Here is a 17,792-nt window from a genome sequence, read left to right on the forward strand (position 1 = left end):
AATTCACTCCACCAACGATTCGATGTGAGGGTCCTTCCCACATAAAACACCGAAATAAGGGATTGACAAAAATAATTCGCCATTCTTAGATCGTAAACGTTTACGGAAGCGTTTTACAACCGATTTTCTCGGTTTATGGCGAGTTTCTGTAGGGAGGAGCAGGAATGCAAAGTGCCGTTTTAGTCGGTTGCGGAGCCATGAGCAAAGCGTGGTTCGAGGCGGTTCGCACCATCGGCGACATTGAGATCGTCGGCGTGGTCGATCTTGCTGCAGAGCGTGCGCAAGCACGTATCGCAGAATTTGACCTGACCTCGGCAAATGCATCCAGCGATCTGGCAGCCACGCTTGCGCGCACCAAACCCGATTTGCTTTTCGACATTGTTGTTCCGGCCGCCCGTCATGCCACCGTAGCAGCGGGACTTGCAGCCGGTTGCCACGTGCTTTCCGAAAAACCCATGGCGGAAACAATGAACGAGGCACGCGATCTCGTTCATCGTGCCGAGGCCGCCGGACGCATCCATGCCATCGTGCAGAACAGGCGATATCTCGCGCAAATTCGCCGCATCCGCCGGTTGATCCAATCCGGCGCTATTGGCGAAGTGACAAGCCTTCATTGCGACTTCTTTCTTGCTCCCCATTTTGGCGGCTTCCGCGAGGAAATGCGCCATGTCCTGTTTCTTGACATGGCAATCCATACTTTCGACGCAGCACGCTTTCTTGCCGATGACGCCGCCGATGCGGTCTATGCGCGCGAATGGGAACCCAGCAATTCCTGGTACGCTCAGGGATCATCCGCTGCCGCAATCTTTGAATTCTCCAATGGAGCCATTTTCACCTATCGCGGCAGTTGGTGCGCCGATGGCATGCGCACAAGCTGGGAAAGTGGCTGGCGCATCATTGGCAGCAAAGGATCAATTGTCTGGGATGGACATGATGACATACGGGCCGAAGCCGTCACCTCCGGCAAAGACGGCCTGTTTTCCGGGGTGACCGCAGTCGAGATACCTCCCCTCGATACGTCTGATCGCGTCGGCGGTCACCTCGGAGTGATGCAGGATTTCATCGCGGCGACCCGCGGTGGCCCGCGACCGGAAACCGCCGGAAAAGAGAATATCAAAAGCCTTGCCATGGTCTTCGGCGCTATCGATAGCGCCGAGTCCGGGCGGCGCGTCGAAATTACGTTCTGAAGGAATATGAGAATTGAGTAATCCAGCAACAGCCATTCGCATCGGTACAATGATCAAGGGCAATGCGCCCGACCCTGCGGCCTATGTGAAAAATATCTTGCCGCATGGTTTTGAGAGTATCGAACCGTTTTTCTGGCAAGTGATGAACAAGGACCTGCCAACGCTGGCGGCGCAATTGAAAGACGCCATCGGTGATGCCGATGTTACCATTTCAACGCTGGGCATGTTTGGCAATCCGCTGGAAGATACGGAAATAGACCGGGAAACGCTCAAAGGCTGGGAGGCATTGATCGATAATGCCCATCATTTCGGCGCAACGACCATTGCCGGATTTACGGGTCGTATTCGTGGAAAGCCGATCGAGGAAAGCCTGCCGCAATATAAGCGGGTCTGGTCTGAGCTTGCCAGGCGAGCAGCCGATAAAGGCGTTAGGATCGCCTTTGAAAACTGCGCCATGGATGGCAATTGGGCAAGTGGTGACTGGAATATCGCCCATAATCCCGATGCGTGGGAAATGATTTTCAATGAAGTGCCCGCGGAAAATATCGGACTTGAATGGGAGCCCTGCCACCAGATGGTCTATCTGATCGACCCATTGCCGCAAATCCGCAAATGGGCATCGAAGATATTTCACGTGCACGGCAAGGATGCGACGATCCGCTGGGAAGTCATTCGCGAGCACGGCATTTTCGGCAAGGAAAAATTCGTCTTCATGCGCTCGCCGGGTTTCGGCGACACAAATTGGGTGGACGTCATTTCCGAATTGCGCCTGGCCGGCTGGTCGGGTTCCATCGACATCGAAGGCTGGCATGATCCCGTATATCGCGATGCGCTGGAAATGACCGGCCAGGTCCATTCGCTCAATTATCTGAAACAGAGCCGTGGCGGTTCATATATCGCCAATCCCTGAATTCGACTGGCCAACCCCGCCATTGAGAAGCAGGGAAGCCGGACCAACCCCAAGAGGAGGAAGCAATGAAGCCTATTCTAAAATGGATAACAGCCGCGTCCCTGCTTATGACCGGCGCGGCCGGAGCCGAGCCGGTAACGCTGGACGTATGGACCATCGACCGCCCGGACCAGTATATGTATCTGGTGAAGGATGAGTTTGAAAAATCCCATCCCGATATCAAGCTGAACGTCAAGACAGTCCAGTTCCGCGACATGGTCAATGATCTGGCGCGGGCAACGGCAACGGGCGAGTCTCCGGACGTGACCTATATCGACAATCCCGAGGTTGCTCTCTTTGCCTCCCGCGGTCTGCTGCTTGATCTCACGCCGATGCTTGATGAATCGAAAGTCATCAAGAAGGAGGATATTTTCCCCGGGCCGCTTTCCTCGGTCAGCTGGGACGGGAAAATCTATGGTGTGCCGCGCGGCGCAAATACAATCGCGCTCTATTACAATGCCGACATGTTCAAGGCCAAGGGGCTTGATCCCGATAATCCGCCGAAAACGTGGGATGAGCTTTACGATGCAGCCAAGAAGCTGAGCGACCCGGCCAAGAACGTCTATGGTCTGGCGTTTTCGGCCGTGGCCACCGAGGAAGGCACGTTTCAGTTTCTGCCCTGGTTGCAAATGGCGGGCGGCGACTACAACAAGGTGAATACTGAAGGCGGCGTCAAGGTTCTCGACTTTTGGGGCAAGCTGCTTGATGAGAAGCTTGCCTCGCCGGATACGCTGATCCGCAGCCAATATGACTCAACCGGTACGTTCAATTCCGGCAACGCCGCCATGGCGATCTCTGGTCCATGGGAATTGCCGCGCATGAGCCGCGACGCCAAGTTTGACTATCGGGCGGCATTGCTCCCGGTCCCGCAGGAAGGCGCCACACGCGCATCTGCATTGGGTGAAGGCGTCAATGTCATCCTTGCCAATAGCGATCATCCGAAAGAAGCATTCATTCTCCTCGAATTCCTCTATGGCAAAATGCCCGATGTCTGGAACCGTTTCGGCTTTCTGCCGGCAGCAAATATCAAGTCCAACAATCCCAATACGCCTGCGATTTACGGGGTCTTCGAAGAGAGCATGAAATATGCTCGCAATCGCGGACCGCACCCTGAATGGCCAAAGATTTCCAAGGCCATCTACACTGCAATCCAGTCATCGCTGACCAAGAAAAGCGATGCAAAGACGGCGCTCGATACTGCGCAAACCCAGATCGACAGTATTTTGAACTGATAAATTGCGCTTCGCTTTTTCCTTCATGCGAAAGAGCGAAGCCTATTTGTTCGGCGGCGAGCGGAGGACGCTATGCAAGGCATTATGAGAACCATCCGGGACGGCAGCGGTTTTGATATCCTGCTGCTCGGGCTAGCCCTCATTTATCTGATCACCTTCTCGGCTTTTCCGATCATCTACAATATTATCATGTCGCTGCAGACCGTGGACATGTTCACGATCACTTCGTTCAACCGGCCTTTTGTCGGCCTGCAAAATTATTACGATATTTTCTCGCAGCCCATCGCCGGTTCTGTCTTCTGGAACACTCTGAAATTTGTGGTGCTGTCGATTGTTTTCCAATTATCCATCGGGTTCGGTCTCGCCCTCTTCTTCCAGCAGGATTTTCCCGGCGCCACCTATCTGCGCGGCTTGTTTCTTGCCGGATGGATCATGCCGGCTCTTGTCGTTGGTGCCATCTGGAAATGGCTTTTCGCCGGTGACTTCGGCGTCATCAACTATGCGTTGACCGCGCTGGGGCTTGCGGACGAGCGCATCTTCTGGCTTTCCGACCCGGATGTCACTCTCTATGCCGTTATTATTGCCAATGTCTGGCTCGGTATCCCGTTCAACATGCTGCTGCTTTCGGTGGGGCTTGCAAGCATACCGCGTGATGTCTACGAGGCCGCCGAACTTGATGGCGCGGGACCTTTCGAGCGGTTCCGATCCATCACATTGCCGCTGATGCGTGCCCAGCTCGGCGCAGTCATTTCTCTCGGCGTCATTTTCACATTGCAACAATTCGACCTGATCGCGGCACTAACGCAGGGCGGCCCCGCAGACAGTTCCAATGTCGCGCAATATTGGTCCTGGCAGCTTTCCTTCCAGACCTATGAAATCTCGCTCGGCAGCGCCGTCTCCGTCCTCATGATCATTTTCGTCATCATCGTAGCGGCAGTCTATGTCCGCTCCACCCGTCACGAACACAGCTATTAGGACGGAAAGATGAAACGCACGATTCTCCTCCTCATTGGCCTGTTTATAACGGCGATCTATCTCTTCCCGCTCTACTGGATGTATCTGACAGCGCTGAAAGGCGGTACGGAGATCTTCCGCTATCCACCAACCTTCTGGCCGAGCGATCCGCAATGGAACTTCCTGAATGTCTGGAAGAGCCGTGATATGGGCCGCTATATCTGGAATTCCCTTTTGATCGCCATGGGCGTGACGTTTCTCGTTACAATGCTTGGAACGGGCTGCGCCTATGTGCTGTCCCGGGTGCGCAATATCTGGATGGATCTGGCCCTGTTTGCGATCCTGATGATGCAGGTCCTGCCCTCATCCTTGATGGTGACGCCCATATTCGTGATGTTCAATCAGATCGGGCTTCTCGCCAGTCCAAGATTTGCAGTCATTCTTGCGCAGACCGCCAAGATGCTGCCTCTTTATATCGTGCTGTGCCGCGCAACCTTCGTGCAGGTACCACGAGAACTGGAAGAAGCAGCGCTCGTCGACGGGTCATCGCGCATCGGTGCCTTCTTCCGCATCATGCTGCCATTGGCCCGCAACGGTATCCTGATCACTTCCGTGCTGATCTTCCTGCAATCCTTTGGTGAATATGTCTATGCGCGCTCGCTGATCGCCAAGAATGAGCTACAGACTGCGACCGTGGGTTTGCAGACCTTCATGGGTCCGGAGGCCAATGACTGGAACGGCATCATGACATATGCGGCCATCTATGTGACGCCGATCCTTATCGCATTCATGCTGTTGCAACGACGTATCGTCAGCGGTCTCACCGCCGGCGCGCTCAAGTGAGGTCAACCACCATGCTCCAGATCGAGATCGACCACCTGAACAAGCATTATGTCGGGTTTCATGCACTCAAGGACATCAATATTGCCATAAAGCAGGGTTCGTTCGTCGCCTTGGTCGGGCCATCCGGCTGCGGCAAGTCGACATTGCTGCGCACCCTGGCGGGGCTTGAAAAGATCAGCTCCGGCGATGTGCGCATTGCTGGAACCAGCGTTGTCGGCAAACCGCCGCGCGAGCGCGATGTCGCCATGGTGTTCCAGTCATATGCGCTCTATCCGCATATGGATGTCGAGCGCAACATGAACTATTCGATGCGCCTGAAACGCCGCCCGAAGGATGAAATTTCGGAGCGGACACGCGCTGCCGCCGATACTTTGGGGCTTGGCGGTCTTCTGGACCGTTTGCCCAAGGCGCTGTCGGGAGGACAACGGCAACGCGTAGCCATGGGCCGGGCCATCGTTCGCAATCCGAAGGTCTTTCTGTTCGACGAACCGCTTTCCAATCTTGATGCCGCATTGCGGGTCCATATGCGCGGGGAAATCCGCAAGCTCCATGAGCGGCTGCAGGCGACATCTGTCTACGTCACCCATGATCAGGTCGAGGCAATGACAATGGCCGATCATGTTGTGGTGATGCGCTCCGGCGTGGTCGAACAGCAAGGCAGCCCTCTGGATCTTTACGATCACCCTGGCAATAAATTTGTTGCCGGGTTCATCGGTTCGCCCGCCATGAATTTCCTGCCGGCGACGGCAGAGGCTGATGGCAAGATCGTCTTCAACAAGGATAGCACGCAGTCTATCCAATCAAACTTCCATATCGAGGCGGGCCGGAAATTATGGGTCGGTATGCGACCCGAACATCTCTCACTTCACGCGAGTTCGAACGATGTGGCAATTGATGCCGTTGTAACCGGCATCGAATCCACCGGCAGCATGACTTTCGTCGTCCTCGATGTTGCTGACCAGCCGGTAATCATGGCCCATAGCGGCAGACCCGGAAACGGCAAAGGTGAGAAAGTCCGCCTGCATATTTCTGCGGACAATCTCCACCTCTTTGACTACGAGACAGAATTGGCCATCACGTCGACCCGGACGACTTGAAGGCGAGCCTTGGAATAGCCACGTCGCTTTTGCTCATTAGCCAGAATATGGCCGGAGCAGAAGCGACGGCAATCCCCGCTGCGATCGAAAAGAAGACCGTATAGCCCAGATGCTCGGCGATCCAACCGGCACCGAGGCCTCCTACCATGCTGACCATCCCGTCCATGCACTGGAAAAGCGTAAAGTCGACGCCAGCCTGTTTCGGATCAGACCAGCCCATGAACTGCGAATAGAGGGCTACGAAACCGACCGACATCACGCCGGAGGAACTGGCAATGGCAACCGCGATGATAACGGGCTTTGATGCAGTGCCACCGAAATTGAAGAAAGCGAAGGCGAAAAGCAGAGCGGCCTGCACGAGGATCGTCAGGATCAACACAAAGCTTGCTCCCCATAGTCGAACGAGCGCGCCGCCAAGAAGAGCCCCGCCGAAACCAACCAGCATGCTCCCAAGGCCATTCAAAACCCCTATCGTCGCAAGATCGAAACCATAATCGATAAGGAAGGGACCAAGCATGGATAGTCCCCATTTCTGTGCGGCAACGTAAATCGCCGCGATCAGAAGGCCCTTTCTGATCTGCGGGCGTCGCAGCGCCACCATCAATGACGGCGCATGATCGCGAATCTCGACGACCGAACGCGCGGGTGGCCCGAAAATGAAAGGCAGGCCGAGAACAAGCACCCCAAGCGCCATAAGATATACCGCTGGGCTCCAGCCCATCCTGTCAACGAGAACGAGAAACAGCCCTGCTCCGATTGCGGAACCGAGATAGGCGCCGCCAACCTGGGCGGCGTTTCCCCAGCCATGATGTTCCTTTGCCAGCGATTCCACCGCATAGCCATCGCAGGCTATGTCCACGGTTGAGGTTATGAAGGCAATGAATGTCAGGCAGAACAATACCGGCATCAGCGGTGAAGGTCCGATCAGCCCCATGGCGGCAAGACCGGCCGCACAGAGGAGTCCTCCGACGAGCACGATCAATTGCGATCGATTGCGCCCGACTGGCGGCAGTCTGTATCGCTCTACATAGGGTGACCAAAGGAATTTTAACGCCCATGGCAGGACCGTCAGATATAAAAGTCCGATCTGGTCAAGCGGTAGACCCTGGTCCCGCAACACCGCCGGGAGTCCCAGCATCGTCAACCCGCCAATAACGCTCTGCGCCACATAAAGGCCGCCAACTGCAACAAAGACCAGTACCGGAGAAGGATTGGATAATTTCGCCATCAGAAACGATACCGCATGCTGGCAACAACCTTCCTGCCTTCATCGAAATAGCAGAAACCGGTGGTGCAGATTTGCTTGACCTCATTGAGGAGATTGGTCGCATTGACCTGCAGGCGAACATTTTCGAGGGCTGAATCCAGCTTGCCGAAATCATAACGGATGGAGGCATCGACAAAGGTTCGGTCCTTGTTGTCGAGCACCGGCGTATGGACATTATCGCCGAAACTCGAACCGACATAGCGCACGCCTGCCCCGACTCCGAGCCCGTCCAGCGGCCCATCCTGGAAGTCGTAATTCACCCAAAGCGAGGCTGTGTGATAGGGGGAGGAATTAAGCGTCTTGCCCTCCGTCTCCGGCGTCAGCCGGGTTATCTCGACATCATTATAGGAATAGGCGGCGATGAAGCTCAGCCCATTATCCATCGACGCTGTCGCCTCAAGCTCGAAGCCGCGGGATTTGAGATCGAGCTGCCTGAGCAGATTGGTGCCCGACGAGGTTTCGTAAACCGTGGCATTCTTCTGGTCGATGTTGAACACCGCAGCGGTCAGCAGGATATTGGTGTCGGGCACGGCATATTTTACGCCGACTTCCACCTGCTCGCCCAATGTCGGGCGCGCCTGCTGTGCAACGCTGCCCACGGTTTGGATCACGCCGGGATTGGCCACGAATGATGTGCCATAACTGACATAGGGCGTCAGCCCGAATGGTGTGACATAGGCCAGCGCGATACGTGCGGTTGTTTCGCTATCGTCGCGTGCATAGCTGTCGCCGCCGGGTGTATATTCGCTGTCCACCCAGTCATGGCGCACTCCGGCTGTCAGCCGCCAGGCATCATAAGCGATCTGGTCCTGGGCATAAATGCCGACGGACCGCTGCCGCTGCATCTCCTCATAGGTGATTTCCGGAACATAGGTATGATCGTCGGTGAAGTTATCCGGCCCGCTGCCCTGCCGGGCGGTATATTTCATATAGCTGTAGTCAATACCGGTAACCAGTTGATGCTCGAGCGCTCCGGTGTCGAAATCGCTCTTCAGATAAGTGTCGGTCGCGAGGCCGCTATTGTCCTCATAGCCAAGACCGGGAAAATTCTCGAAGACCCATTCCTGACGCGTGGAAAGGTCTGAGTAGCGCAGCTTATGGTAAAGTGTCACCGAATCGCTGAGTGCCTGTTCCAGCTCATAGCCTATGCGCCATTGCTTCTGGCTGAAATCATTGAACCGGGCATCGCCGCCATATTCAGGCGTCGCGCCTATGGAAGTGCCGCCCGGACCATATTTATTGATGTAGCCCCACGTTCCACCGGTCGTGCTATCCATATATTCGCCCAGAACGGTCAGTTTCGTGCCGTCATCCGGTTGCCATGTCAAAGCAGGCGCTATGAACAGCCGGTCGTCCTTGACCGCATCGATCTCATTTCGCGCGTCACGGGCAACGCCAGTCAGGCGGTAGAGAAGCGTATTGTCCGCATTGACCGGCCCTGAAAAATCAAAGGCACCCTGCACCCGGCCATAGGAACCATATTGGATCTCGACCTCGCGCAGTCTTTCTTCTGTCGGTCGTTTCGAAACAACATCCACTATCCCGCCCGAACTGCTCGCTCCATAGATTGAAGCTGCCGGCCCCTTCAAGGTTGTGATCGCCTCCAAACCATAGGGTTCGAGCCGGAACAGCCCATTGGGACTGCTGATCTGGCGCAAACCATCGCGAAATACACCCGTATAGGTCAGATCCATGCCGCGAATCTTGAAAGCATCGAATCTCGGTTCAGCGCCGAAAAGGCCGCCGCGTACACCGGGCGTATAATTCAGCGCTTCGACGAGATTTTGCGGCTTGATGTCCTGCAACTGCTTCTGGGTGACTGTGGAAAGTGAAACCGGTGCCTGCGCCACGGGCGTATCGGTTTTTGTCGCGGTTCGGCCAGACTTAGCCACATAACCATCGGATTCGATAATGCCGTTGACGCCTTCGGCGCTGCCATCAATGACGATCGTATCCAGCGTGATGGAGCCATTGGCCGCCGGTTGCGTTCCGGGTGCCGCATTCGTCGTTTGCGCCTGCACCATACCACCGGATGCCAGCAGCAGCACGCTGCCAAGGGCGGTTGATGCGAGCCAGCCGCATCCCGTCTTATCGTTCAGATCAGTCATCTGGGACCCTTTATCATTCACGTCTTGCGGGGCACTGCCTCGCTTTTTCCACGTCTACTGGAAGCGCAATGTAATCTTGACTCTTCCACTCATCTTTTCGTTAAGACAAGCCGGTTGAGTTTGCAACTATAAGTGGACAGTAGTGGTAGACTTTTTGGGGATTGGCACAGGTTCCGCTTTTTAAAAGGTTCCGGCAGGGTATTTTGCGCGTCTGAAGCGCCGCGAATTTGGAGCGTGTCACATGGACTTCACAGACAAGCGTTTAACTTGTCCGAACGATGCCTGACCCGAAAGCGGGAACGCGTTGGTAAGGCACTGATGCCTCCTTTCCGCCCTTCCCTGTGATTCATCAATGTAACGAGAAGACTATTGAGAGTAGCAAATACCCTGCATCATGGCCGGTTTCTGGAATGCTTGAAGGCTCTGGAAAGCAGCGATGGTCTTACCCGCCAACAACTGGCCGACCGATTGTCATTGCATCCCGTATCGATTGGGTTGCTTCTTCGCAGATTGATCGATGAGGAGTTGGTCGTGGGCCGGGTCATCCATTCGGGCAAAACACGCGGGCGACCGGTTACGACCTTCTTCATCAACCCGGCCGGATCAGATTCGTCCGCCGCAAAACAGGAAGCCTTACAGCGTGGTGGCAGCGCGCGATGCCTGATCATAGGCGCCTGAAAGGAAACGCAGAACTGCGGCTATCTCCGAAAGGGTTTCTTCTGCAGGGCGCGCATTGATCGTTGACGCTACAAATAAGCGTTCCCGTATCTGGGCATAACGCGCGCAGGCGTCGGAGCCTTTTTCCGTAATCCTGATAGTTTTTTCTTTGGCAATTTTACCGGTGCTGACCAAGCCGGCAGCTTCCAGTTTGCGAATAGCGTAGGTGGCAACATGGGTGTCTTCAATATCGAGCACCAGGCAAATGTCCGCCAACTTCTTTTCCCGGTCTCGATGGCGTACCGAATGGAGTATGAGAATTTCTGTTGCTGAAAGCCCCGGCAGTCCGGCAGCGGCCATGCATCGAACCATCCAGCGCGAAAAGGCATGGGAAGCGAGGATCAAACCATATTCTACTTCGGAAAGACCAGGGGAACCACCATCGGCAAGATGTGCCGAAGACACGATGGGGCCGATTGACGTTACAGGCTTGAGATGCTTTGGCAGTGCTGTCGCAAATTGCTCTTTCTCTGCGTCATCATTATCCTGCGGCCCGGCCATCATATCTGCCCCCTTTTAATGACTTTATATCATCATTTTATCGATATATTGTCAATAATAATGGGCAGCATGCCTGTTACCTGATCAAGGCTTGCTCGACAATCTTGGCTGGAGATGGTGTTTTGATCCGGGGAAAGTCATAGGCGTTTACTTTCGAGGTCGCATATCCCGCCCCCACCAGCGCCTCGGCGAGTTTGACTGCGGCGGTAACGCCATCAATGACGGTAAGACCGGTCGCAATGCTTAGCCGCTCGCACAAGGCTGACATTCCGGCGCAGCCAAGCACAATCGCTTCGGCGCGATCTTCCAGCTTCGCCTTATGAATCTGAATGGTCAAAAGCCGCTCTGCCTCGGCAGGATCACTGTCCACCCCAAGCACCGGCAGGTCGATTGCACGAACATTGCGGCAATGGCGATCAGCGCCATAGGCTGAAACGAGATCTTCAATGATAGGGATGGAGCGGGGCAAGGTGGTAATGACTGTAAATCGGCGGCTGATCGTCATTGCCACCTGCACCGCAGCCTGACAAATGCCCACAACAGGACCACGCGCAATTTCCCGTGCCGCATGCAGCCCCGGATCATCAAAACACGCGATGACATAGGCGTCGACACCCTGCGCTTCGCCTTTGACAATTTCCGACAACATGCTCGGAACCGCCATTGCCTCGTCTGTGCCGCCCTCGATGCTGACGGGTGTATCCAGCGGATTGACGGCAGTCACGCGTGTTGTCGGGTTGGCAACCCGCATTGCGCTCTCAAGCACCTGGGCAGTCATGGAGGCCGTTGAATTTGGATTAATCAGATGAATATGCATGGTTCAGTTCCTTCACCGCGTCAGTCGCGCCGGGATTTAATGAAATCAGAGATTGACGGGGGTTCGAGAACGAACTGTCGGTCAGATGTGATGTAATTGTCAGCGTGAAGGCGGGCGATGGGCTGATAGACTTCAGGATTGACATAACGCCCTTCGGCATCGAGACAATCGCGGCGGACATGCATGTGCACGACCTCACCGAGAATGAGCACGCGGCGCGGATATTCGATCAGGCGTTCCACACGGCATTCTAGTGAGCATGGGGCCGTGGCCACATAATTGGCATCGAGCTTGGCGCATTTTTCCGCCTGAAGGCCCGCCATTTCCAATTCATCGATCTCGCTGTCAAAGCCCAAGCCGCAAACAAGCATTTGCTGGGCAATGGTCATATCAACCATATTGACGACGAACTCGCCAGTGCGGCGAATATTGATCATGGTGTCTTTTTCTTCACCAGATTGGCGCGGTTGCACACCAAGAACCACGATAGCCGGATCATGGGAGAAAACATTGAAGAAGCTCATGGGCGCCGCATTGCTGTGTCCAGCCTGCGAGCGGGTGGTCACAAGCGCAATGGGTCGCGGGCCGATAAAGTTGGTCAGCAGACGATACCGGCTGTCCGGTTCCAATGTTGTAAAGTCAAACTGCATTGCAACCTCCCCTCTCTATAATTATCGTGTACAATTTCTAGTATGAATTGTCTACAATTATGCAGACAAGATAAGTTGACATTTTTCGTTTGATCGCGAATGTCTGTGTTCAAGAGGAGGCGCGCAAATGACTGAACAAACAGGGGTTTCTGCACAGGATATTGTTGAACGTGTCTGGCTTTCCATCGCCGAGCGGCGGCTTCGTCCAGGCGTCCAGCTTAAAGAAGGCCAGCTCGCAGCGATTTTTGATGTCAGCCGCGCACGCGTCCGCCAGGCTCTTGCCGCGCTGGAGCGCGACGGTCTTGTCACGATCATCCCCAATCGCGGTGCCTTCGTTTGCCAGCCCTCGGTGGAAGAAGCACGCGACGTATTCTTCGTACGAAGAGCGGTCGAAAGGTGCATCGTAGACCGGCTTTGCAAATCCATCTCCAAGGCCAATGTCACAAGACTGCGAACCCACGTTGCCAAGGAAAGAACCGCCAACGCCCAGAACATCACGACCGATATTATCAAATTGTCCGGCGGCTTTCACTTGCTGCTTGCCGAAGTTGCCAGTTCCGACTTCCTCTTTGCTACGATGCGCGATCTGATTTCCAGAAGCTCGCTGATTACGGCGGTCTACCGCAATACCAATCGCTTCAATTGCGGCCCGGACGAGCACGCGGATATTGTTGAAGCGATTGCCCGTGGCGATCCAGAGACTGCGACAAAGCTTATGGAGCATCATCTGGAACATGTCGAAACCGAGCTTGACCTGAGCGAAATCCGCGACCAGTCTCATGATCTGAAGTCCGCCCTGGCATAAATACCCTGTCTCATAGCGCCACGGCGGCTTCGCGTTCATCGACCAGATGACAGGCAATGCGGGTACCATTGCTCAACATGCGCACTTCGGGAATTTCCACTGAGCATCGCTTTGTTGCAATCGGACAGCGCGGATGAAATGTGCAGCCTGAAGGCGGCTTGAGCGGGCTTGGCACTTCACCGCTGGCGGGTGCGCGATTTCTGTTCGGGTTCTGCACATTCGGGATCGTTTGCAGCAGAAGCTGCGTATAGGGATGGCGGGGGTCGGCGAAAAGCTTTTCCGTATCGCCCTCTTCCACGATCCGGCCGAGATACATAACGGCAATGCGATCCGACATGTGCCGGACGACACTCATATCGTGGCTGATGAAAAGATAAGTCAGGCCAAGTTCGTCCTGCAATTTGCGCATGAGGTTGAGAACTTGGGCCTGAACAGACACATCGAGCGCAGAAGTCGGTTCATCGCATACGAGAAATTCCGGTTCGCTGGCGAGCGCGCGCGCAATCGATATGCGCTGTCGCTGTCCGCCCGAAAACTCATGTGGAAACTTTTCGCCATCGGAGATCGACAGGCCGACAATCTGAAGCAATTCCTCAACGCGGTCCGCAATCTCTGCTCGTGTCTTCAGCAACTTCAATTCACGCAGGGGCTCGGCGACAATGTTCTTGACGCGCCAACGCGGATTGAGCGATGCAAACGGGTCTTGGAAAATCATCTGCACGGAAAGTGGCGCGCCCTGCGCTCCGGGTGCAAAGCGAAGCGCGCCGCTGGTTGGCCGGTGCAGTCCCGTCACAAGGCGTGCAACGGTGGATTTGCCGCAACCGCTTTCGCCGACAATGCTCAGGCATCCGCCGGCAGGCACGGTAAAGCTGATATCATTGACGGCATGGAGATATTGGCGCGGTTTCCTCTCCAGAACCCGGCTGAGCCATGGCGCGGAAACATCGAATGTTTTGACAAGGCGCTCTGCGGTAAAGGCCGGCATTTTTTGTTGAATATCCATTATGCAACTCCTCCCGCATTCAGCCAACAGGCGCTCGCACCAGCACCGGCCGGGATCAGAACCGGCTGCTCGCGGGTACAGCGCGGACCAGCCGATTTGCAGCGTGTGTTAAAGGCGCAGCCATCAGGAATGGCATCAAGCCGTGGCATGGAGCCATCGATCTGGTTGAGCCGTTCGACCCGGGCAGCAAGCGCCGGAATGGAAGCCATAAGGCCGCGCGTATAGGGATGTTTTGATGCGTGCAGCACCTGTTCCACCGGACCGACCTCGATCAGCCGCCCCGCATACATGACCGCTACCCGGTCCGCGGCTTCAGCAATGACGCCCATATCGTGGGTGACAAGCATGATCGCGGTTTGCTTTTCCTTGCACAGTCGGCGCAACAGGGAAATGATCTGCGCCTGAATGGAAACATCAAGCGCCGTTGTCGGTTCGTCGGCAATGATCAGCCGGGGCGATGCGGCAAGCGCCAAGGCAATAACCACTCTTTGCCGCATGCCGCCGGAAAACTGATGCGGATAATGATCGACACGCTCGGAAGGTGAAGGAATGCCCACCTCGCCCAGCAGTTCAATCGCCCGTGCTTTCGCCTGTGCCTTGTTCATATCCAGATGTTGACGGATTGTTTCGGTCAACTGCGCGCCGACCGTGAACAGAGGATTGAGCGAGGTCAGCGGGTCCTGAAAGATCGCGCCAATCTTGCGCCCCCGAATCTTCTCCATCTCATAATCGTCGAGCGTGTCGATCCGCCGTTGTTCGAGCCAGATTTCGCCGCCGCTAATATGGCCGGGCCGTTCCAGCAGTCCCAATATGGACAGACCGGCCATCGACTTCCCTGCGCCGGACTCGCCTACCACACCAAGGATTTCGCCAGCCCTTATGTCGAGGTTGACATCCGAAAGCGCGGTGACCGTGCCATGGCGGCCGGGAAATTCCACCCTGAGGTTACGAACGTCAAGAATGAGTTGACCGGCTGCTTCACCCATTTGCGTTGCTCTCCATTGGATAGCTGGAAGGAAATATCTCGGATAGCGGCGGATGCGCCCAGCTTCGTTCCGGATATTTTGCGACAAGGCGGTCGAACTGTTCCTGCGCCTGTAGCTGCGCGGACTGCATGTCGATACCTGCAACCTTGCCGCCAAGCATTGAAAGTCGTCCGTCGACAAAGGTCGCGCGCGTTATCTTGCCTGATCCGCCTGTGACAATGGTTGTGATCGGATCAATTGCCGGTGTCATGATCACATCATCAAGGGCAAACACCGCAATATCCGCCCGCGACCCCGGTGATAGCTGGCCAATATCCGTTCTGCCCAGTGCTTTTGCCCCGCCAAGGGTCGCCGCATCAAAAAGATCAGCAGAACGCACACGGTCCGGCACGCCATCATTGATGCGGGAGGTTATCAAACCGACCAGCAGATTCATCAACATATCGGCCGGCGCCGTATCGGTACCCATTGCGATATTGATGCCTCGGCTGCGGCAGGCAGAGAAGGAATTGAGCGTGTTTCCGCCACGCGCTGAAACCAGCGGGCAATGAACGATGGAAACATTGTTTTCCGCATAGAGGCGCAAGTCTTCTTCAGTTGCGTTGGTCGCATGCGGCGCAATCAGCCGCTCACTCAGCAATCCATGCTTGGCAAGCCAAATGGGTGCCGTCGTGCCATGCAGCGCCCGCACTGTTTCAACTTCCATTATGCCCTGCGCCATATGCAGGCGTATCTTGCAGCCAAGTTCCTGCGCAGCAGCGTCCGTGCGCTTGAGCAATTCTATTGTACAGGTTTCCACCCGATCCGGCGCAAGCATGCCGCGCACAAGATCGCCGCCCCGCCCCGAATGCTCTGCGATAAATCGCACTGCATCGTCCAAACCGCGTAGCCCGCGTTCTTCATCAAAGACGGGAATGATCTGGCCCGGACTTTCCAGCACCATGCCGCCAGCACGATAGGCAGGGCTGAGATAGACCCGCAGACCCATTTCCTCCGCTGCATCCGCTGCCGCTTCAAATTCGGCGACTGTTTCGCCCCATTCACGATAAAAAAGCGAAGCGATGGGAGCCGCCGTCGTTATGCCGTTCAAAAGCAATTGTCCAAAGGCAAACCGCTTTTGAAAAACCAGTTCCTCCGGCGTGTACATTTCATAGGGACCGGCTTCAACATAGGATCGCGGCCAGACACGGCCCTTCGCCCAACCGGGATGGTTGTCGATACCCAGAATAGTCGTATCCAAATCGGACAAGGCGTCCAGATCGATCAGTCCCGGGCTGATCAAAGCCTTTCCAAAATCGACGCGGCGAGCCACCTCGCCCGCAAAATTATGGCCGACGAAAAGCACCTTGCCATCTTCGAACACAACCTCTCCCTTGCGGAACAGGCGATGAGTGCCATCGCTGTGACCAAGCACCCAATCGGCGGTCAGCAATGTCCTGCCTGCCGACCTGACGCCGAGTTGCAAACTATCCAGATTTCCTGTCATGGCATATCCACAATGGCTTGACCGGCGCGGGCTGTCACGCGCCCGCGCTTGATAACCAATGGACGCGGCGCCACGTCAACAACAGCATGGGCAAGCGTCTCGCCCGTCAGCAATGTCATGTCCGCATTGCATCCAATGTTCAGGCCATATCCTTCGATCCGCATGACATCAGCACCACCCTGCGAGACAATGTGCAGGACATGCTCCAACTCGTGATCTTTCCGCATTCCGTTTTTCATGCCGATGATCTTGGCACGGTCGAGCATATCAGGCTGACCCCAAGGCCCCCATGTATCACGAATGCCATCGCATCCGCCGCCAACCCGAACGCCTGCTTCCTTGAGCCTCATGACGGATGGCACTGCCGCCGATGGCGCGCCGGTTGTGAGGATTGCCACATCCAGCGCGGCTAGCTCATCAATCAGTTTGCCGACGCGCAGATAATCATTCATGCCGAGCGCGAAAGCATGACTTATGGCCACTTTTCCCTGCATGCCATTGGCACGGATACGCTCGAAAATCAGCTCCATCGTGAAGGCGCCAAGATCGCCTGTCTCATGGAGGTGGATATCGATTGGCCGCTGATGCTTGACGGCCAGCGCAAATATCGTGTCGAGCTGACCTTTCGGATCGCGGTCGATACCGCAAGGATCAATACCGCCGAGAACTTCGCAGCCCTGCGCAAGCGCTTCATCAAGCAGTTCCTTCGTTCCGGGCATGACCATAAGGCCGGACTGCGGAAATGCGACAATCTCGATATCGATGATATCGCGCAGTTTTTCGCGCGTTTCCCAAACGCCCTCGACAATGGAAAGCCCATGGGTGGGATCAATATCGACATGGCTGCGTATATGGGTTGCGCCGTGCGCTGCCAGGCCGATCGCATGACGCATGGATTGGCGATGCGGATCAATCCCGATCTCGCTGCGGTTTTCCCGCTCAAAGTCGATACGCTCGCGCAGGATCGCCGCGCGATTGTTCACATGCCAGGGCATGCCCCATGTGGTCTTGTCGAGATGGGTGTGCGCATCGATAAGTCCGGGGATAACGATAGAGTTGCCCCCATCTTCCACCGCCATGCCAGGCTTGGGCTCGAAACGACCGAAACCGGAAATTTCACCGTTCTCGACAAGGATGTCGCAGGTCTCGCCAGCCATGGGTCGCACATTGCGAAGCAGCAAATCGGTCAT

Annotated in this window: 17 protein-coding genes; 8 read left to right on the forward strand and 9 right to left on the reverse strand. The window is 55.6% G+C overall.

Features of this window, described 5'->3' with window-relative positions; genetic code table 11:
- Positions 1-164: 164 nt before the first annotated feature.
- From V9K95_RS12710 to V9K95_RS12735, 6 genes are all read left to right on the forward strand, one after another.
- A complete protein-coding gene (locus tag V9K95_RS12710) occupies positions 165-1,187 on the forward strand; it encodes a Gfo/Idh/MocA family protein (RefSeq protein ID WP_336441999.1) in 1,023 nt (340 codons plus the stop codon).
- A 13-nt stretch (positions 1,188-1,200) separates the two neighbouring features.
- Entirely contained in the window at positions 1,201-2,097 is an 897-nt protein-coding gene (locus V9K95_RS12715; RefSeq protein WP_307275771.1) for a sugar phosphate isomerase/epimerase family protein, read from the forward strand.
- Between the two features lie 65 nt (positions 2,098-2,162).
- The gene (locus V9K95_RS12720; protein ID WP_336441998.1) at positions 2,163-3,368 is read left to right on the forward strand and encodes an ABC transporter substrate-binding protein; all 1,206 of its coding nucleotides are present in this window, start codon (positions 2,163-2,165) and stop codon (positions 3,366-3,368) included.
- A 72-nt stretch (positions 3,369-3,440) separates the two neighbouring features.
- Complete coding sequence (locus V9K95_RS12725) at positions 3,441-4,343, forward strand: ABC transporter permease subunit (protein ID WP_115053776.1); 903 nt, start codon at positions 3,441-3,443, stop codon at positions 4,341-4,343.
- Between the two features lie 9 nt (positions 4,344-4,352).
- Positions 4,353-5,165, forward strand: coding sequence for a carbohydrate ABC transporter permease (locus V9K95_RS12730; RefSeq protein WP_115053775.1), 813 nt, complete (start codon positions 4,353-4,355; stop codon positions 5,163-5,165).
- 11 nt (positions 5,166-5,176) lie between these two features.
- On the forward strand, positions 5,177-6,262 hold the full coding sequence (locus V9K95_RS12735; protein WP_115053774.1) for a sn-glycerol-3-phosphate ABC transporter ATP-binding protein UgpC: 1,086 nt from the start codon (positions 5,177-5,179) through the stop codon (positions 6,260-6,262).
- Here V9K95_RS12735 and V9K95_RS12740 read toward each other — a convergent pair.
- Positions 6,240-7,490 carry an MFS transporter gene (locus tag V9K95_RS12740; protein WP_336441997.1) on the reverse strand — a complete coding sequence of 417 codons (1,251 nt, stop codon included), beginning with the start codon at positions 7,488-7,490 and terminating at the stop codon, positions 6,240-6,242. The genes V9K95_RS12735 and V9K95_RS12740 overlap by 23 nt on opposite strands.
- Positions 7,490-9,637: a TonB-dependent siderophore receptor gene (locus tag V9K95_RS12745; protein ID WP_442958597.1), complete on the reverse strand. Its 2,148-nt coding sequence runs from the start codon at positions 9,635-9,637 to the stop codon at positions 7,490-7,492. The genes V9K95_RS12740 and V9K95_RS12745 overlap by 1 nt, the downstream gene beginning before the upstream one ends.
- A 369-nt stretch (positions 9,638-10,006) precedes the next feature.
- Here V9K95_RS12745 and V9K95_RS12750 point away from each other — a divergent pair, with 369 nt between their 5' ends.
- A complete protein-coding gene (locus V9K95_RS12750; RefSeq protein ID WP_336441996.1) occupies positions 10,007-10,315 on the forward strand; it encodes a hypothetical protein in 309 nt (102 codons plus the stop codon).
- On the opposite strand, the gene V9K95_RS12755 is transcribed toward V9K95_RS12750, so the two are convergent.
- From V9K95_RS12755 to V9K95_RS12765, 3 genes are all read right to left on the reverse strand, one after another.
- A complete protein-coding gene (locus V9K95_RS12755) occupies positions 10,271-10,858 on the reverse strand; it encodes a winged helix DNA-binding protein (protein ID WP_336441995.1) in 588 nt (195 codons plus the stop codon). The two genes, V9K95_RS12750 and V9K95_RS12755, sit on opposite strands and share 45 nt — an antisense overlap.
- 73 nt (positions 10,859-10,931) lie before the next feature.
- Positions 10,932-11,672 carry an aspartate/glutamate racemase family protein gene (locus tag V9K95_RS12760; protein WP_307275795.1) on the reverse strand — a complete coding sequence of 247 codons (741 nt, stop codon included), beginning with the start codon at positions 11,670-11,672 and terminating at the stop codon, positions 10,932-10,934.
- A 20-nt stretch (positions 11,673-11,692) separates the two neighbouring features.
- Positions 11,693-12,322, reverse strand: coding sequence for a flavin reductase family protein (locus tag V9K95_RS12765; protein WP_115053770.1), 630 nt, complete (start codon positions 12,320-12,322; stop codon positions 11,693-11,695).
- A gap of 127 nt (positions 12,323-12,449) precedes the next feature.
- Here V9K95_RS12765 and V9K95_RS12770 point away from each other — a divergent pair, with 127 nt between their 5' ends.
- On the forward strand, positions 12,450-13,127 hold the full coding sequence (locus V9K95_RS12770; protein ID WP_336441994.1) for a GntR family transcriptional regulator: 678 nt from the start codon (positions 12,450-12,452) through the stop codon (positions 13,125-13,127).
- A gap of 10 nt (positions 13,128-13,137) precedes the next feature.
- Here the strand turns inward: V9K95_RS12770 and V9K95_RS12775 are convergent, their stop codons facing one another.
- Genes V9K95_RS12775 through V9K95_RS12790 form a run of 4 tightly spaced genes read right to left on the reverse strand, consistent with a single transcriptional unit; the run spans position 13,138 to position 17,792 of the window.
- Positions 13,138-14,130, reverse strand: a complete 993-nt coding sequence (locus V9K95_RS12775; protein ID WP_115053768.1) for an ABC transporter ATP-binding protein — start codon at positions 14,128-14,130, stop codon at positions 13,138-13,140.
- Positions 14,130-15,116, reverse strand: a complete 987-nt coding sequence (locus tag V9K95_RS12780; RefSeq protein WP_336441993.1) for an ABC transporter ATP-binding protein — start codon at positions 15,114-15,116, stop codon at positions 14,130-14,132. The genes V9K95_RS12775 and V9K95_RS12780 overlap by 1 nt, the downstream gene beginning before the upstream one ends.
- A complete protein-coding gene (locus V9K95_RS12785) occupies positions 15,109-16,602 on the reverse strand; it encodes an amidohydrolase family protein (protein ID WP_336441992.1) in 1,494 nt (497 codons plus the stop codon). Before V9K95_RS12785 ends, V9K95_RS12780 begins: the two co-directional genes overlap by 8 nt.
- Positions 16,599-17,792 carry an amidohydrolase family protein gene (locus V9K95_RS12790; protein WP_336441991.1) on the reverse strand — a complete coding sequence of 398 codons (1,194 nt, stop codon included), beginning with the start codon at positions 17,790-17,792 and terminating at the stop codon, positions 16,599-16,601. The genes V9K95_RS12785 and V9K95_RS12790 overlap by 4 nt, the downstream gene beginning before the upstream one ends.

Source organism: Phyllobacterium sp. CCNWLW183 (assembly GCF_037203775.1).
GTDB classification, from domain to species: Bacteria; Pseudomonadota; Alphaproteobacteria; order Rhizobiales; family Rhizobiaceae; genus Phyllobacterium; species Phyllobacterium ifriqiyense.

Excerpts from the sequence above, each read along its gene's own strand:
- V9K95_RS12735 (WP_115053774.1), top strand. The coding sequence starts at position 5,177 with ATGCTCCAGATCGAGATCGACCACCTGAACAAGCATTATGTCGGGTTT.
- V9K95_RS12780 (WP_336441993.1), bottom strand. The coding sequence starts at position 15,116 with ATGGGTGAAGCAGCCGGTCAACTCATTCTTGACGTTCGTAACCTCAGG.
- V9K95_RS12710 (WP_336441999.1), top strand. The coding sequence starts at position 165 with ATGCAAAGTGCCGTTTTAGTCGGTTGCGGAGCCATGAGCAAAGCGTGG.
- V9K95_RS12785 (WP_336441992.1), bottom strand. The coding sequence starts at position 16,602 with ATGACAGGAAATCTGGATAGTTTGCAACTCGGCGTCAGGTCGGCAGGC.
- V9K95_RS12745 (WP_442958597.1), bottom strand. The coding sequence starts at position 9,637 with ATGACTGATCTGAACGATAAGACGGGATGCGGCTGGCTCGCATCAACC.
- V9K95_RS12765 (WP_115053770.1), bottom strand. The coding sequence starts at position 12,322 with ATGCAGTTTGACTTTACAACATTGGAACCGGACAGCCGGTATCGTCTG.
- V9K95_RS12775 (WP_115053768.1), bottom strand. The coding sequence starts at position 14,130 with ATGGATATTCAACAAAAAATGCCGGCCTTTACCGCAGAGCGCCTTGTC.
- V9K95_RS12740 (WP_336441997.1), bottom strand. The coding sequence starts at position 7,490 with ATGGCGAAATTATCCAATCCTTCTCCGGTACTGGTCTTTGTTGCAGTT.
- V9K95_RS12790 (WP_336441991.1), bottom strand. The coding sequence starts at position 17,792 with ATGACCGATTTGCTGCTTCGCAATGTGCGACCCATGGCTGGCGAGACC.
- V9K95_RS12720 (WP_336441998.1), top strand. The coding sequence starts at position 2,163 with ATGAAGCCTATTCTAAAATGGATAACAGCCGCGTCCCTGCTTATGACC.
- V9K95_RS12725 (WP_115053776.1), top strand. The coding sequence starts at position 3,441 with ATGCAAGGCATTATGAGAACCATCCGGGACGGCAGCGGTTTTGATATC.
- V9K95_RS12770 (WP_336441994.1), top strand. The coding sequence starts at position 12,450 with ATGACTGAACAAACAGGGGTTTCTGCACAGGATATTGTTGAACGTGTC.
- V9K95_RS12755 (WP_336441995.1), bottom strand. The coding sequence starts at position 10,858 with ATGATGGCCGGGCCGCAGGATAATGATGACGCAGAGAAAGAGCAATTT.
- V9K95_RS12760 (WP_307275795.1), bottom strand. The coding sequence starts at position 11,672 with ATGCATATTCATCTGATTAATCCAAATTCAACGGCCTCCATGACTGCC.
- V9K95_RS12730 (WP_115053775.1), top strand. The coding sequence starts at position 4,353 with ATGAAACGCACGATTCTCCTCCTCATTGGCCTGTTTATAACGGCGATC.